The organism is Leptothoe sp. EHU-05/26/07-4 (assembly GCF_043421015.1).
Lineage (GTDB): Bacteria > Cyanobacteriota > Cyanobacteriia > Phormidesmidales > Phormidesmidaceae > Leptothoe > Leptothoe turfae.
Genome location: NZ_JAXSQV010000002.1, coordinates 1,244,886 through 1,259,892, shown reverse-complemented (window position 1 = coordinate 1,259,892; position 15,007 = coordinate 1,244,886). Strand labels below are relative to the sequence as shown.

15 protein-coding genes are annotated in these 15,007 nt (G+C 50.0%); 7 read left to right on the top strand and 8 right to left on the bottom strand.

The genetic code is table 11. The features are described from left to right. Positions 1 to 28: 28 nt before the first annotated feature. The 3 genes from U2F10_RS07165 to U2F10_RS07155 are packed head-to-tail and all read right to left on the bottom strand — an operon-like array spanning position 29 to position 4,549. Complete coding sequence (locus U2F10_RS07165; protein WP_499871483.1) at positions 29 to 1,747, bottom strand: protein kinase domain-containing protein; 1,719 nt, start codon at positions 1,745 to 1,747, stop codon at positions 29 to 31. A 53-nt stretch (positions 1,748 to 1,800) separates the two neighbouring features. Further along, entirely contained in the window at positions 1,801 to 3,972 is a 2,172-nt protein-coding gene (locus U2F10_RS07160; RefSeq protein ID WP_499871482.1) for a mechanosensitive ion channel domain-containing protein, read from the bottom strand. Next, on the bottom strand, positions 3,950 to 4,549 hold the full coding sequence (locus U2F10_RS07155) for an FHA domain-containing protein (protein ID WP_163669146.1): 600 nt from the start codon (positions 4,547 to 4,549) through the stop codon (positions 3,950 to 3,952). Before U2F10_RS07155 ends, U2F10_RS07160 begins: the two co-directional genes overlap by 23 nt. A 297-nt stretch (positions 4,550 to 4,846) precedes the next feature. Here U2F10_RS07155 and U2F10_RS07150 point away from each other — a divergent pair, with 297 nt between their 5' ends. Further along, a complete protein-coding gene (locus tag U2F10_RS07150) occupies positions 4,847 to 6,835 on the top strand; it encodes a protein kinase domain-containing protein (RefSeq protein ID WP_499057420.1) in 1,989 nt (662 codons plus the stop codon). On the opposite strand, the gene U2F10_RS07145 is transcribed toward U2F10_RS07150, so the two are convergent. Genes U2F10_RS07145 through U2F10_RS07130 form a run of 4 tightly spaced genes read right to left on the bottom strand, consistent with a single transcriptional unit; the run spans position 6,817 to position 9,275 of the window. Next, positions 6,817 to 7,521 (bottom strand): carbonic anhydrase, encoded by a 705-nt coding sequence (locus U2F10_RS07145; RefSeq protein WP_163669148.1) that lies wholly within the window; start codon positions 7,519 to 7,521, stop codon positions 6,817 to 6,819. The two genes, U2F10_RS07150 and U2F10_RS07145, sit on opposite strands and share 19 nt — an antisense overlap. A 23-nt stretch (positions 7,522 to 7,544) precedes the next feature. Next, complete coding sequence (locus U2F10_RS07140; RefSeq protein WP_163669149.1) at positions 7,545 to 8,201, bottom strand: hypothetical protein; 657 nt, start codon at positions 8,199 to 8,201, stop codon at positions 7,545 to 7,547. Between the two features lie 44 nt (positions 8,202 to 8,245). After that, positions 8,246 to 9,085 carry an alpha/beta fold hydrolase gene (locus U2F10_RS07135; protein ID WP_163669150.1) on the bottom strand — a complete coding sequence of 280 codons (840 nt, stop codon included), beginning with the start codon at positions 9,083 to 9,085 and terminating at the stop codon, positions 8,246 to 8,248. A 58-nt stretch (positions 9,086 to 9,143) separates the two neighbouring features. After that, complete coding sequence (locus U2F10_RS07130; protein WP_499871480.1) at positions 9,144 to 9,275, bottom strand: hypothetical protein; 132 nt, start codon at positions 9,273 to 9,275, stop codon at positions 9,144 to 9,146. 139 nt (positions 9,276 to 9,414) lie between these two features. On the opposite strand from U2F10_RS07130, the gene U2F10_RS07125 reads away from it, so the two are divergent. The 6 genes from U2F10_RS07125 to U2F10_RS07100 all read left to right on the top strand — a co-directional run bounded on the left by U2F10_RS07125 (position 9,415) and on the right by U2F10_RS07100 (position 14,023). Further along, positions 9,415 to 10,149, top strand: a complete 735-nt coding sequence (locus U2F10_RS07125; RefSeq protein ID WP_499871478.1) for a DUF5673 domain-containing protein — start codon at positions 9,415 to 9,417, stop codon at positions 10,147 to 10,149. 65 nt (positions 10,150 to 10,214) lie between these two features. Then, entirely contained in the window at positions 10,215 to 11,501 is a 1,287-nt protein-coding gene (locus U2F10_RS07120) for a S41 family peptidase (RefSeq protein WP_499871476.1), read from the top strand. Between the two features lie 60 nt (positions 11,502 to 11,561). Beyond that, a complete protein-coding gene (locus U2F10_RS07115) occupies positions 11,562 to 12,707 on the top strand; it encodes an acyltransferase family protein (protein ID WP_163669153.1) in 1,146 nt (381 codons plus the stop codon). A 28-nt stretch (positions 12,708 to 12,735) separates the two neighbouring features. Continuing rightward, positions 12,736 to 12,987: a hypothetical protein gene (locus U2F10_RS07110; RefSeq protein ID WP_163669155.1), complete on the top strand. Its 252-nt coding sequence runs from the start codon at positions 12,736 to 12,738 to the stop codon at positions 12,985 to 12,987. Between the two features lie 98 nt (positions 12,988 to 13,085). After that, entirely contained in the window at positions 13,086 to 13,484 is a 399-nt protein-coding gene (locus tag U2F10_RS07105; RefSeq protein ID WP_499057433.1) for a hypothetical protein, read from the top strand. Between the two features lie 119 nt (positions 13,485 to 13,603). Continuing rightward, positions 13,604 to 14,023 carry a nuclear transport factor 2 family protein gene (locus tag U2F10_RS07100; RefSeq protein WP_499057434.1) on the top strand — a complete coding sequence of 140 codons (420 nt, stop codon included), beginning with the start codon at positions 13,604 to 13,606 and terminating at the stop codon, positions 14,021 to 14,023. 59 nt (positions 14,024 to 14,082) lie between these two features. Here the strand turns inward: U2F10_RS07100 and blaOXA are convergent, their stop codons facing one another. Next, positions 14,083 to 14,931 carry a class D beta-lactamase gene (blaOXA, locus tag U2F10_RS07095; RefSeq protein ID WP_499871474.1) on the bottom strand — a complete coding sequence of 283 codons (849 nt, stop codon included), beginning with the start codon at positions 14,929 to 14,931 and terminating at the stop codon, positions 14,083 to 14,085. Positions 14,932 to 15,007: the final 76 nt, after the last annotated feature.

The following is a 15,007-nucleotide window of genomic DNA, read 5'->3' as shown; positions in this document are numbered from 1 at the left end:
GATAGTTTCAGCCTATGTGCAGGCTAAACTAACGAGCCTGTATGACCCGCACAAACGATGAATCCACGATGCGGGGCTGCCCGTCGATCAGCTGCACTGTAAATGTGCGTGCTTCTCTCTGGATTGCGCCATCGCTATACACATAGGTGTTCTGGCCCTCAAACTCGATGCCTTTGGGGGTTTGGTTTTTGATTCGCAAATTCTCAACCGAGACCTGCTGAAACTGTTGAAAGAATTCGGGGTTAAAATTCTGGGCTACGCTGCCACTGGTTTGTGCCTTGGCCTGATCCCAGGCCTGACTGGATAGATAGGCATAAAAAGTCGTGACAACGGTTTGGGCCGTGGCTGGCGTCAGGGCTGCTGCTGGCGGCTCCGGTGACTCTGTTGTCGGAGCCTCATCCGGCACTATTTCTGCGTCTAGTTCCCCAGGGGGCTCGCTTGCTTCAATGGCAACTGGTTCCTCCATGGGGGGACTCTCTGAGGTGTCTAGAGCTGGGGTCTCCAGGTCCTCAAGGGGGGCTGCCTCTGTAACAGGAGGCTCAACAACCGGAGCCTCAACCGGAGCTGGTTCTATTGGTGCCGTGGGCGATTGACTGGCGACTGGAACCTCAGCGGTATTCGAGGTGGCTGATGTGCAGGCTCGCCCCATCAGGAGGCCGATGCCCAAGATGGCTACACCGATGATAATGGCTGGTATCTTCTTAATCGTGTTAGTCGTATTAGTCGTGGACGGCGGCGGTACGACCTCTGTAGCCATGGAGGTTTTGGCCCGGTTTGGCGGCTGGGGCTGGGGGGCCATTGCCGGTACCGTCAGCGCGGTGGGCTGAGCTGGTGGAGCCGGTCTGCGTGCGCCGGATGTGGCACTTGCCCCGGTGCCAGTCGCATATTGCCCTAGGCCCTGCGGCAAAGACTGTAGGGCCCTGAGGGCTTCCTTGGCTGATGGATAACGCGTACGGAAGTCGTAACGCACCATGGTGTCTAAAATCGTGATCAGCTCCAGGGGACTATGGGGCACATAGCGATGCCATTCCAGTTCTCCGGTTTGGGCATTGGGCATTAACTGTCTAGGCGGTTGGCCGGTGAGGGCCTGAATGCCCATAATGCCAACGGCATACACATCGCTGCTGAACTGGGGTTGACCGATTAATTGCTCATTGGGCATGTAGCCCTGGGTGCCAATGGAAATGGTGTGGCTAACGCCAGACCCTGCCGGTTGAGTACCGGCTTGCTTAACCGCGCCAAAGTCAATGACAACGATGCGATGATCGCTTTGTCGGCGGATCAGGTTGGATGGTTTTAAGTCTCGATGGATCACCCGATTGTCATGGACAAAGGCCAGGGTTTCTAGCACATCGGCCAGGAAATCAATGACTTTAGGAATGTCCCAGGGGGCTGTTTTGAACTCGCCTTCCAGGGAATGGCCTTCAATCAATTCTTGGGCCAGGTAAAACTCTCGATTTTCTTCAAAGTGGGCCAGTAAGTGAGGAATCTGTGGATAGGACCCCAGCTGGTAAAGAACTTTAGCTTCTGTATCAAATAGCCGCCGAGCAACCTGTAATCCTTTGGCATCTTCTACCTGGGGTTTGAGCTGCTTGACCACACACAATGGATGCCCTGGCAGGTGCAAATCCTGGGCTCGGAAGGTTTGGCCAAAGCCGCCACTGCCTAACTGCTCGACGATTTTGTACCGGCTACCTAGGGGTTGGTCTGATCCGGATTGGCGGGATCGGAGGAAGTTTAGGTCCATGGGGATTAGCAGGCAGAGTGAGCAGCAGAATCAGGAAAGGAAAACAAGGGGGGTCAATGGGTGGTGTCCTGGCGGTAATTGGGATTGGGGACAACGATTTCGGTTTTAATTTCGGTGTCGCCCTCCGTGATGTCTTGGTTTGAAATTACTGGATCTGAGGGTGATTCTATATCTTTCTCCAGGGCAGCTGGTGAATCTTGATAAAACTGATAGAGGGCCTGGCTGGCCTCGAAGTCTTGACCTTCGATGGTGGTGGCGATCAGCCCCTTATGCAGTAACCATTTGCCGACTAATGTGGCTCCTTCATGGGTGTAATCCCGTTTTTGCTCTAGCCATTCTACAGCCGCTGTGCCGGTAAAGTATGTGGGGTCACTGTCCGGTTCCTCTGGATGAGGTTGCAGGGTGATACCCTGTGGTCCTTGCAGGGCATCGGCCAGGGCTTCTAGATCAAGATTTACCAAAAAGTCAGGCAGTGGTGACTTGGGGTCTACCGTTTGCTCAACGGGTGGCTCGATGGGGGCCTCGGGGACTTCTGCTGTCGTGTCGGTGGCTGGGGGAATGTAGGGGGAGGGGATACTGCGGTAGCCGTCCGAAATACCAATGGACTGCTGTTTAAGGAGTTCTAGAATGTCGTCTAGTTGGGGCGATCGCAAGTGTAGATCCTGCTGAGGAAATGGCACCTCAATATCGTAGTGGCGCAGGCTGGCCTCGATGGCGTAGTTAAGGTCGCTTTTAACGCGAAATTGTTTGCGGGGTTCTCCCGTCCACACCATAATGTCAAAATTTAGGGCACTATCGCCAAAACTTTGAAACCAGACTTCTGGCTCAGGTCGCAACAAGACTTCAGGATGACGTTTAACGGCTTCTAACAGGGCGGTTTTTACCTGGGAAATGTTAGAACCATAGGCAACACTGACCGGCACCCGTAAACGAGAGATCGAGTCACCGTGACTCCAGTTAATGACTTCACTCTCTAGAAAACGAGAGTTTGGCACAATAATGGTGACTTTATCTAACGTGTTAATCTCTGTGCTACGGGCTCCCACCTGTTTGACAATGCCAACTAAGTCGCCAATTTTAATAAAGTCTCCCACTTGAATCGGGCGCTCTAGGGTGATGATAAAGCCGCTGATAAAGTTGTTGGTAATGTTCTGAACACCAAAACCAATACCTAGACCCAACAAACTGGCTAAAATTGTCAGGGAGCTGGCGTCAATTCCCAACAGCTGTAGCAGAACAATAATGCCCAAAAACAGCAGAACATATTGAACTAGAGCGCTGAGAATATCTTGCAGTCGGGCTTCGACTTGGGCTCTGCGGAGGATATAGGTGCGGAAGAGTCTAGAGATTAACCGGGCGGCAAACCAAAGTCCAATGGTGAGGGCTAGCAGCAGCACCATTCTTAAGGCAGAGTATTGGTTGTCGCCCAGGGTGATGCTTTCGGCAGTCAGCAGGGTGGCAATGGTATGACGCCATCTACGTAGCTCTGGAAACAGATCGGTGATGTAAATGGCAAATGTCAGCCACAGGCCTCCTTTTAAGCTGATTAACCCCAGCCGCCAGAAGAACGTAATGGGTCTTTCCCATACGGTGAATGGGCCGGTGGTGGTGGTAAACCACTGGGTTAGGAAGCGAGAACTGATGCGACCAAAGGTGCGGAGGAAGAGGTGAATTGTCATCGCAATTCCCAACACCATTAGACTGTAAAGTAATGCCCGGCGTAAATAGTTGGGCCGTCGTTCTAACTGCCCTCTACGGATAGCGGCTTCTAGCTCGTTTGCCCAATCTTCAGCCTGCTGTTCCAGACGATAGCCAGGCCTACTTAAATCCACCTGGGTGACGGTGGCTATCAGGTCTTCACCGTCTTCACCCTGGCTTTGGAGATAAACTAACCCCGTCTCTTCATCAACAACAACTTCAATATTGGGTGGTTCAGGTTTCTGTACTTCTTCCCTTAACCGTTTATTAATGCTGTTGGCTCGTTCAAGGGGAGTGAAATCAGCCACTCCACGGACATCAAAAACTCTCCGTCCATTGACCACAACTTCTGCTGTCGATCTGTCTATTGGCTCGTCCACCTCAACTGTCTGAGACTGAGCCGGTAGTGTCAAGTTTCCCCAGGTAAAAACCACCAGGGATAGACAAAGCAAAACCCAATATTTGCAGCGGCGCACCAGGGGGGTAACTCTATGGTCTTGTGGGCTATGGTTTTGTGGGAATCTCAAGGGCACCAATTTCCATATTGGAGAGGTTTAAAGATGATTCTGCCGGGTCGTCAAGGGTGGGGCGAGCTCGGTTTAATAACGCCTGGCCTCCCAGCCATAAACCGATGCCCATTAACAGTAGAATGCCACCCCCGATCAGCCATCCTAGAATAGCGTTGGGCTCTGCGGTTGCCATCTCACTTTTAGCCAGGTGGCTATACTCACGATTTAATTCAGTAGAATTCGCATCGGTGGTGTTGATAATCATGGCCGTTAACTTAAACGGACCAATGCGGATGGTGTCTTTAGGTTTAAAGATTTGACCATTTTTCTGAATGGGCCGACCGTTGAGAAAAGTGCCATTGGCGCTTTTGTCTGAAAGGTATAGCTGCCGGTTGGTCATGGAAATCACCGCATGGCATCGCGATACCTGCTGGTGGATCAATTCCAAATGAGACACCGGTTGATTTTCTAGCTGTGTTGGCATTTTGCTAGTTTCACGGCCAATGGCAACGGGCAGTTGACGCGAAGCATACTGGGATTCTCCCGTCACCGGATCTTCCCAGTTAAATTGGATAACGACCGGTTCACCTGACATGGGGGCGTTTGTTCTAACGATACGACGGTTTCGAGGACGATCTTACTCTACTCGTTATAAAGACGGGATGTATTTAAATTCAGTTCAGAAAAGTCAGTTCAGAAATTTCAGAGGCAGTGGTCGGTCAGCAGGACTGTCTATTTCGCAGGCTAGTTCCTAGGTGAAATCGCTAGGTTAGGACCGTACATCTGCCTAACTTAGTAACTCTATTAACGACTGCCCATCATGCGTTTGCTGAGGGTATGGGGGCAATTATATTAAATCCACTTCAGGCATTACTGCTCTTGGGATCGCCGTATGAACCTGATACAACTATTGGGTGTTAAATCTAAAGAAACACTCGGAGGCCGATACAAACTTATCCAACCCCTTGGTCAGGGTGGGTTTGGCCATACCTTTTTAGCAACCGACTTACATTTACCCGATCATCCAACCTGTGTCATTAAGCAGCTCAAGCCCCATCTACAGGATGCTGAGAGCTTAACGACGGCTAGACGTCTGTTTGAAACGGAGGCCCGGGTGCTTTACCAGCTGGGTGAGCACTCTCAGATTCCGCGTTTGCTGGCTCACTTTGAAGATGGCCAAGAGTTTTATCTAGCCCAGGAGCTGATTGAGGGAGAGTCTCTGTCTACGTTGATTCAACCGGGGCAACCCTGGTCTGAAGCTAGGGTACGTCAGTTGCTGATAGAAATGATGACCCCCCTGGCTTTTGTCCATGGGCAAGGGGTGATTCATCGCGATCTCAAACCGTCTAACTTGATCCACCGTCGAGCCGATGGTCATATGGTGCTGATTGACTTTGGGGCCGTTAAACAGGTCAGTGAAAGGCGGGAAAACGGCGAAGTTACGCGCACTATCTCCATTGGCACCCAGGGGTATATGCCTAATGAACAACTGGCTGGCAATCCCTGGTTTAGTAGCGATATTTATGCCGCAGGTATGATCTGCTTGCAGGCGTTGACGGGGACTCGACCCCACTTGCTACAGCGTGACCCTCGCACCAGCGAAGTTCTCTGGCAGAGTCCTGATTTAGACATTAGTGATGCCTTTCAGGCCGTTTTGGCGCGCATGGTGCGCTATGACTATCGCGATCGCTATCCAACGGCAACGGAGGTTTTGACTGACCTACGGTCTTTACCGGCGATGGCGAGTGAACCCATTGCGACTGGTGCTGTCAGTGGATTACCCACCCAGATGGCTGCGCCCGCAAAGCCCTCTAATAGCCCAGGGATAACACCAGCCTCGGACCAGGGCCAAATTGAAACAGTCTCCATATCAGCGCCAACTCAAACGTTACCCATTGAAAAGCTTCAAGCAGTTACTCGCTCTCTGCAAGATGCCACCCAGGCCACTGTTGAGGCGTTGCCCACCCTGCTAAATAGTCGCCAAAGCCGCTGGTCAATTTTGGGATTAAGCATTGTGGCCGTCGTGGCATTGGGGTTGGTACGTAATGGCCAAACCTCTGCCAACCTCACCTCCCAGCCTGAAGCTGCGCCTACGGTAGCGGTAGCTCCTGCTGAAGCGACTCCGGCATCTGAAGCCGAGTCTCCCCAGACTGCAGAGGGTAGTCCATCGGCGGATTCTGAGCCTGGGAGTGCCGCCGTAGAACCCGCTACTCCAGGGGCTACAGCAGTGCCGACCGCAGCACCGACCGCAGCACCCAAGACACCCACAAAAGTGGCGGCACCGGCCCAGCCCGCTGCCCAGCCCGTTGCCCAACCATCCTTAGATGAGCTTTTCGCCAAGGCCAGTGATTTGCGCGATCGCAACCACTATAAAGAAGCGCTTCAGGTGTATGACCAGTTGGTGGAACGCAGCCCCGACAAGGTGGAAGCCCATTGGGGACGGTGCTATAGCCTGAATCAATTGCAGAACTATGGTCAGGCGGTTGAAGCCTGTGAGCTGGCCCTGGCGATCGCCCCTGACAATATCCAAGCATTGTGGAGTAAAGGCTATGCCCTGGAACAGCAGGGACAACCCCAGGCCGCATTGGTTTTATATGACCAGACTTTGGACATCGACCCCAGTTACACCGAAGCGTGGAACAATCGAGGCGGCATTATGTTGCAACAGCAACGGTTCCAGGATGCGCTAACTGCCTACGATCGTGCCCTTGAACTGGATCCGAATTTTGCAGAAGCCTGGAGTAATCGGGGAGCAGCCCTGTGGGGACTGCGGCGGTTTGATGCTGCGATCGCATCCATCGAAAAAGCCATTGAACTACAGCCAGATTATCCAGAGGCCCAGGCATTACGAACCCAAATTCGTCAAAAACTAGGTCGTTGAAGCGGTCGAGCATTATTACCCAACACTTGATGAAACATTTCAATCTGTTGGGCCGATGCTTCGATGGGGTTCACCATCATTAGCCAGGTTACCCCTTCAGAACAGGGAGGTGTTGTCAGAGAACCGCTGTAGCGCACCAGTGTTCGCTCCGTTGGTAGCAGGTTGCCCGGATTCACCATGGCAGAAGCACTAATCTGTTCTCCCGATTGTTTAGGCAGATGCTGGCCTAGAACAGCGAGTTCCGGCTGTTCTAAGCCTGGCGTGATCCACACCCCCACAACGACTAACGCTTGAGTCTCGGCATGACGGTGCACCAGGTGCAACTCCATCGGATAGGGCGCGCCACCGTCAGTGTGTTCGCTGGGGGTGTGAAAGTGAAATTGACTCAGATTATAGACCTGATCATCAAGGGTGAGAGAGCAGCGGTCATTACCAGTTTCCTGAATGGTACGACCATTGTTGAGCAGGGAAATGGGCATGGGTCGATAGTCAAAACTGACTGTCTCTTCGGTCGCCGTAGTTTTGTCGATCTGGATGGGAGATTGCCGCTGACCGTCACCGCAGATGTGGTAATCACTAGATAGCGTAGACCAGTGGGCAGGCCCTTGATCACCGTCATAGCCCCAGAGAATACTTGCAAGACTGAGCTGAAGAAAGTCACGTCGCGTTAGCAGGGGGCCGAACATAAACTACTAAAGCCGCAATAGCCTTAATCTGGGCGGTGTACAGGAGATTGTAATCTAACAGAATTATCCCTAAAGACCCACAACAGTGCAAACCCAGTGACGACCCCATAGACAGCCCACCCTTTTCCATCAACAAGACCGATCAGCGAACTGGGTAAGGCCTGGCACACACTACGACAGAGTATGGCACTGACCGCTCCATTCAAGGCGGCTCCTAAACAACTTGCCAATAGCCAAACTCCCAGTATGCGCCAACGTTGACGCGCATGGTAACTCAGGATCATGCCCTGGGCGATGGCCATACCCCATATCCAAATTGACGGATTCATCAGCAGATTTTGCCAGAACTCTTCCCAGGCAATTGCCTCAGCCGTGGAAGACGTCACTATTGATGTTAGCGACACCAGCAGCATGCTGAGTAATATGCTGAGTAATGTACTGGCAATCCACCCTAAGGCACTAGCCACGGGCCACAGCGTCCAGCGTCCCCCTTGCAGATGCATCAATCTAAAGGTTAACCATTGCAACGAGCCAATGATGGCTCCTGACAAAAAAAGTGTTGCCATAAACTGGGCACCATTGTTTTCTAAGAAACCAATTAGAAATCCTCCGATTGCATTGGCAAAAATCCAGGCTAGGAATAATTGTGTTTTCTTTTTCGGTAATGTTCTGGTGGTCATGGGTTGATTGCGCCTAATGTAGTGCGTCAAGTTCAAAATTTAGGTTAAGACGGTGAGTAGGGAGTAGAGGGTTGAGATTGTTCTTTGCTTGTAGTTTCTGAGTTCAAGAACGTTAAGACTTGATGATCAAATCCAGATGGATTCACCAAATTAGAAGGATCCATAGACTGTTCTAATATGACCAACTCACTGTTAGGTAGAGCATTAGCAATCTTTTGGTTGATGCTAATAAATGATTCTCCCAGGTCTTTGCCAACAATAATCAGAGCAGGAACTGTGATAGTTTGTAACCTCTGCAAGACATCAATGCGATTAATAGCCTTTCTTGCTAATATCAGCTGTTGGAGATCTGCTTTTAAACTAACCTGGCCAAAATAGTCTTGAGCTAGCCTGGCATAGCTAGCTCGATATGTTTGGCAGATGCTTTTTGCCAGGAGTTGTTTGCCCAATAGTTTGAACAGGTTAAACCCAATGATTTGAGAAAAGCCTAATAGTTTTTCTTGAGGTGTACGCAGTTCCCCAAATGAGTCAGCAACGATCACCCTTGTCACCACGTTGGGGTAGTTAACAACAAATGATTGAGCAATGACCCCCCCCATACTCACGCCAATGATGGTACATGTTTCGATGGCAAGGTGGGCTAACAGCCAGTTGATTTGATTATGCCAGCTAGATAGCTGTGGAGTTGTTAACTTAGAGGATTGGCCATGGCCAAATAGATCTGGGATAAGCACATGAAATCCCGCATCTGCATAGGTTTGCATTTGTGGCTGCCACATCCCATGATCGGCACCAATCCCATGCAACAACAGCAGAGTCTCCGACGAACGATCGCCTAGTTCTAGATAATATGTTGTACTACTGTCTGGGTTTTGGACTATCACAATACTGCTTAATGATGAACGATGAATCTTAGCGACATTGCTGGGCTTGGGGATAGCTCTAGGTATTAGACACCGGGTAGGATTGAGCTGCGGCCAGGGTCCTATGCAAAACCTGTTGTGACTCATGCATAAGTGGATGTTCGTTACTGCTAGCAACCGGTAAGGTTGCTAGAGTGGGGTGCTTAACCATGGTGCTCGTGCATGGGGAGACTGAAAATATTAAGTGTCCTTCATGAAGAAAGTTAGGTCCATGTCAGAAGGTCATTGGTATGAATGACTTTTGTCATGGGAATTCGAAATAGAAGCTTTTAGGGTTGAAGGTATTGCCAATGATTAAGGAGCTGTTTATGGCTTTTTTGGGGTATATCGTTGTTGTCAGTCTGGCGTTACTGGGTAGCTATTTTCTATTGGCAAACGCTGTTGGTAAAGAAGCCGCCAATCGTAATATGGGCTACGCGCTGCCCTGGATTTTAGTGGGGGTTGCGATCGCATTCACCCCCTTCCTAATAACCATCGGCGGACAGTTGGTTTGGAGCTTTTTCTACATCAGCTATATCGTTAGCATTGGTGTGTGGCTATTTAGCTGGCCCGTGCGTAAACGTAAGGCTGGCAGCCTATTGCTTGACGCTGGCCGCACCTGGCACAATAAGATGCTGTTATGGATTGGCTTAGCAGAGGTTGTCGTTGCCCTTGTTATTACCTGGATTATGGTGACCTCTCCAGCTGGGATTTCAGATACTTCAAATGTGGTTGTATACATACCTCTTAAGATAGCCTTTTGGTGGACGTTGGCTATGTTAATTATCTCTCTTGGTCTGAACAAACTTGAACTAAGAGAAAATGGCCTGTGCTTTATGTATAATGCTATCCCCTGGCAGCGAATGAAGTCTTATTGCTGGGAGGTAACCCATCCTAATACGTTGACCATTCGAGTGCGACCTCGGGTAGTCTTTTTGCCTCACACCATGAGCATTAGGGTGCCTCAAGAACATCGCGATGCCATGGATCGAGTGCTCCAGACTCATATTCCCTTTTCTCCGCCAGATACGCTGGCACTTTCTTAAGACCTGATCGATACGTTTTTGGGGCTGGTAGCGTCTAATACCACGATATGTTTGAGGGCGAACTCATGATGCTTAGGCGAAATAAAATTTGGGTTCGGGGCCTGCTGATTATCGCCTTGATTGGCCTTTTAATCGGCATGCTCCATCGGTTGACCATACCGGCTGCGTCGCAGCAACCAGATCTATTTGATACCGTGTGGGAAACCGTTAATGACAACTTTTATGATCCTGAGTTTAACGGTATTGATTGGGCAGCCACAGGGGAAGAGTATCGCCCTCAGGTGGCGGCGGCCTCGTCTCAGCAAGAAAAGGCGACTCTGATTAATGAAATGCTCGGTGCGCTGGACACATCCCATACCCATTTTTATACGCCGGATGAACCCGCCTATTATCAGTTATTGGGGATTTTCTATCCGCGGGTATCTGACTTCCAAACCCGCTTGGAAGAACGCTTTCCTGAAGGCAAGCTGGAGTATGCCGATATCGGTATTGTGACCCGTGAGAAAGCGGGTAAAACCTTTATCACGGGAATTTTTAAGGGTAGCCCTGCTGATCAGGCTGGGTTAAAGGTGGGCGACCAGATTCTCGGTGTGGACGGTGAGCCGTTTCATCCCATTCAGTCCTTTTTAGGGAAAGCGGAACAGCCCGTTAGCTTGCAGGTGCAGTCCTCGTTAAATGCTAGCAGCCAGAAAGAGATTACCATCACCCCCAAGCTGTATGACGGCATCACCATGTTCTTAGATGTCATGGATGACAGTGTGGAGGTGATTGAAAAAGCGGGCAAAAAGATTGGCTATGTTCATATTTGGTCCTATGCGGGGGACCAGTATCAGGAAAAACTAGAACAGGAGCTGTTGTACGGTCGCCTCAGCAAGGCCGATGCGCTGGTGTTGGACCTGAGAGATGGTTGGGGGGGTGCCCCCCTGACGGCGTTGAATTTGTATACGGCCAGGGGACCTAGTCTGACCAGTATTGGTCGCGATCGCGCCCGTGTGACTCACCATAGCCAATGGAAAAAGCCGGTGGTCATGCTGGTCAATGGGGGCAGTCGAAGTGCAAAAGAGGTTTTGGCCTATGGCTTTCAGCAATATGATATCGGTCCGGTGGTGGGTACGACTACCGCTGGTGCTGTGACCGCCGGGCGAGCGTTTATTATGCCCGACGATAGTTTGCTATATGTGGCGGTGGCCGATGTCTATGTGGATGAAACCGTTCGTCTAGAAGGGGTGGGCGTCACGCCGGATGACGTGGTGCCCTTTCCCATTGAATATGCCCAGGGCAGCGATCCGCAGAAAGAACGTGCGATCGCAACTGCCATCGCCGTACTGAATACACCTGTGTCACAGCGGTGAGAACCATAGCAGTGAGAATCATCACTGTCTGTCAGCAGCCGTAACCCTCGTGGGTGAGTCATGCACACACTTCCTTCAGCCCGACTAGTGTTTGTCGACAATTTGCGAGTCTTTTTAACCATGCTGGTGCTAGCCCATCATGCTGCCCAGCCCTATGGTCCAACCGGAGGAGCCTGGCCCATAGTTAATTCGGAACATGCTGCGATTTTAGGATCTTTTTTTGCAATCAATGCGGCATTTTTTATGGGCCTGTTCTTTTTTATTGCCGGATACTTAACCCCTATAGCGTATGAACGTAAAGGGGCACGGCGATTTCTTTTGACCCGGTTTCAACGATTGGGGATACCTTTAATATTTTTTAGCTTGGTTGTTTTTCCGCCTGTGCTACATCACCTGACAGCACCGTCAGACTCTTTTTTGACCTTTATCCGCCAAACCTATATTCACCCCCTCAAGATAGAAGTGGCCCACCTCTGGTTTTTGTTACACTTACTGGTATATGCCCTGGGCTACATCCTATGGCAGCAGGTAATGAGACGCAGAGCCACGGCGTCAGAGGCTATGGGGGCACCTTGGCCTGTGCCCAGCCATCAAACCATTCTCGCCTATCTGCTGAGCCTGACGATGGTAACAGCCATAGTGCGGATTGACTATCCGATTGATCGATGGGTGCAATTGTGCGGATTTTTACCCACAGAGATTGCCCATTTTCCCCAGTACGTCAGTCTCTTTGTATTAGGAGTTGTTGCCTATCGCTATAACTGGCTTAAACAAATGCCCAGAAGACAGGGCTTTATCTGGCTTGCCATAGGATTGGGGGCTGTCCTGCTGCGCTATGGCTATAGCATCAGTCGCAACGGGCTTATGTTGCCTGCTCTCATTGCTGGCGGTGGTTTAGACTGGCGCTCTGTTGTTTGGAGTGCCTGGGAAGCCACAATTTGTGTTGGCCTATGCATTGGACTATTAGTTTTATTTCGTGAGAAGATTAATAGTCAGAACAAGTTTTTACAGATGCTTGCTGACAATGCCTATGCGGTTTATCTCATCCATCTGTTACTGATTATCTATCTGCAAGTGGCGATGGTTGCTTTGCCCATAGGTCCCCTAGCTAAATTTGGTCTGGTCACCCTGATCGGTATTCCCCTGTGTTTTTTCGTTAGCGCTACCCTGCGCAGGTTTTCGTTCGCTAGACTTGTATTTCCCTAATTATTAGTTTGGAGCTAGATTTTCCACCATGACCCCTAATGAAAAACCCTCAGAGCCTCGTACTCTAACTGATTTCGCCTATCAGTTTTTATTAGGAGCTTTACTGGGATTCGTTGTGTCCCTATTGCCGTTGGCAGTCGTTAGGCCCGCTCTAACCACTGGGAACATTACAGCAGTCGTCATCATTGTGGCGTTGTGTGGCACGTTGTCGGCCCTATTTGGCAAACGATTTTTGAAGCCTATGATGAATTTTTTAGAATCCCTACCTCCCATCGCCTAAGTAAGCTTAACTAAAGTATGCTCCCCGTAGGGTAAGAATTAAAGGCTAGGCTAGCTAACTTTCAGCAACTCAATCTTAAAATAGTTGGAGCCTTACAGATGCATGGACAACGCATTGACCATGGGTTAATCGTCAGTTTGAATGTGTTGCTGTTATTTACAGTGGGCTTTGCTTTGGTAGCGTATCAGGTATCTCCTCTACGCGATCCCAGCTTTGTACCTCAGGTGACTAATGCTGGTGCCAGAGTTAGCTGGCTGAATCCTGAGCGATATTGGATCACAACAATAAGGATTTTAGCCATTGCCCTGGCCACTAATATATCGTTATTAACCTGGTCTCACTGGCGTGGCCATCGAAGTGGCCTGAGTTGGATAAATCGCAACCCACTTTCTGTCTTTCTCAAGGCTGTGGGTCTCTGTGGAGTATGGCTTGTAGTCTTTTCTGTTTCTTGGTATGGCGCTTTATTTTTTCTCCTATGGCAGTACATCCTCGATTGATTGGCCAATAACAATGACAAAAGTCATGGAAATATATGACCATGGACTCTGGGTGGTCCTTATTTGATTCGCTAGGGTATGAGCATTCTGCACAAAAGTCCCCTTCAGGAGTCAGAACCATGGCTAAGGAACATGCAAATGTAACTCTTTTAAAACGCTTAGACGAGTATTTAGACAATAGCAACATTGCTGGTGCATCAGGTCTGTTCTCAAAAGAATTTGTCTGGCATTTTTTCAATTCTCAGCTGCCTGACATGCAGGGTGATTATCTTGGGGTAGAGGGGCTGCAAGCCTTCTTTGAAAAGCTGGCTGTGATGACGGGGGGAACGTTTCACGTAGAGCCCGTTGCCATTATTCCCATTGGCGATGAGTTAGTGGTGACCCATGTGCAAGACACCATGACTCTGGACGGTCAGTCCATCAAGCTAGATGCCGTTGTTGTCTGGCGAATTGTCAATGGCTACATTGCGGAAGCGTGGGATATTCCAGCGATCCATACGATTCATGCACCCGAGCCACCTATAGCGACTGCGGCATAAATTGTCGAAAGTATAAGCAATTGTTCCGGGGCGCAGCAATGTGCGCCCCGACGATACGCCTATAATAAGTTGAGCATGGCCAGGCAACGTCGTGTGACTTCTGCCCTCAGGCTGGGATCTACCCCATCAAGCATATCGATATTGGTGGCAAAGAAATATACGTTGTTATTTTGCTCCACATAGCCGACATACCAGCCGAGTTCTTCTGCCAGGGCCCAGCCTGTTTTGGCACGCATGGTATAGTCTGGCGTTTGCTCAACAATCATAATGTCTTTGACCATGGCCACTGTTCTTTCTGAGAATGGCAGGTCGTTGTTGTACAGACGACGCAAAAACTGAATCTGTTGTTGAGGTGTGATCCGGATATCGCCCGTGAGCCAAAACGTGTCAATCTCTTCTGCACTGCCGATGGTTTGATTGCCATAGTTAGCGTCGGTCACCCACTGTTGCATGCGTTCATGGCCAACCCGGCGGGCGAGCACCTGATAAAACCATACGGCTGATATCTGAAACGCTGTTCTTAAGTTCAGGTCACGGTTCCATGTGGAATAGCTTCTTTCTACTCCATCCCAGGTGAGAATTGCCAGATCGTTGGCGATAACACCAGTCTCTAATGAAATCAGAGAATTGAGAATTTTGAAGGTGGAGGCTGGTAAGAAAGGGGTGGTGTTGCGATCGCGATTATACTCAAACGCCACATCCTGATTTTGACTATAAATAATAATTGACCCTTCTATGTCCAGGTCCTCGAAATGTTGTTGAAAGTCAGGTTGCACAAATTCGCGCCGAGCCTGGGCAATGGTCGATGTTGGTGGGGAAGGTGTGGCAGCAAATGAGGGGAGGGCTATCAGGCAACTACCTAGGGTTAAACAGCCGAGCCAATGAGAAATGTGAGAAATATGCTTCATAAATGTGTCTAGCCTTAAAAGGGGCTGTTGCATACTAGACCATTTACCGGAACGCCTCCATGACAAAGGTCATTTA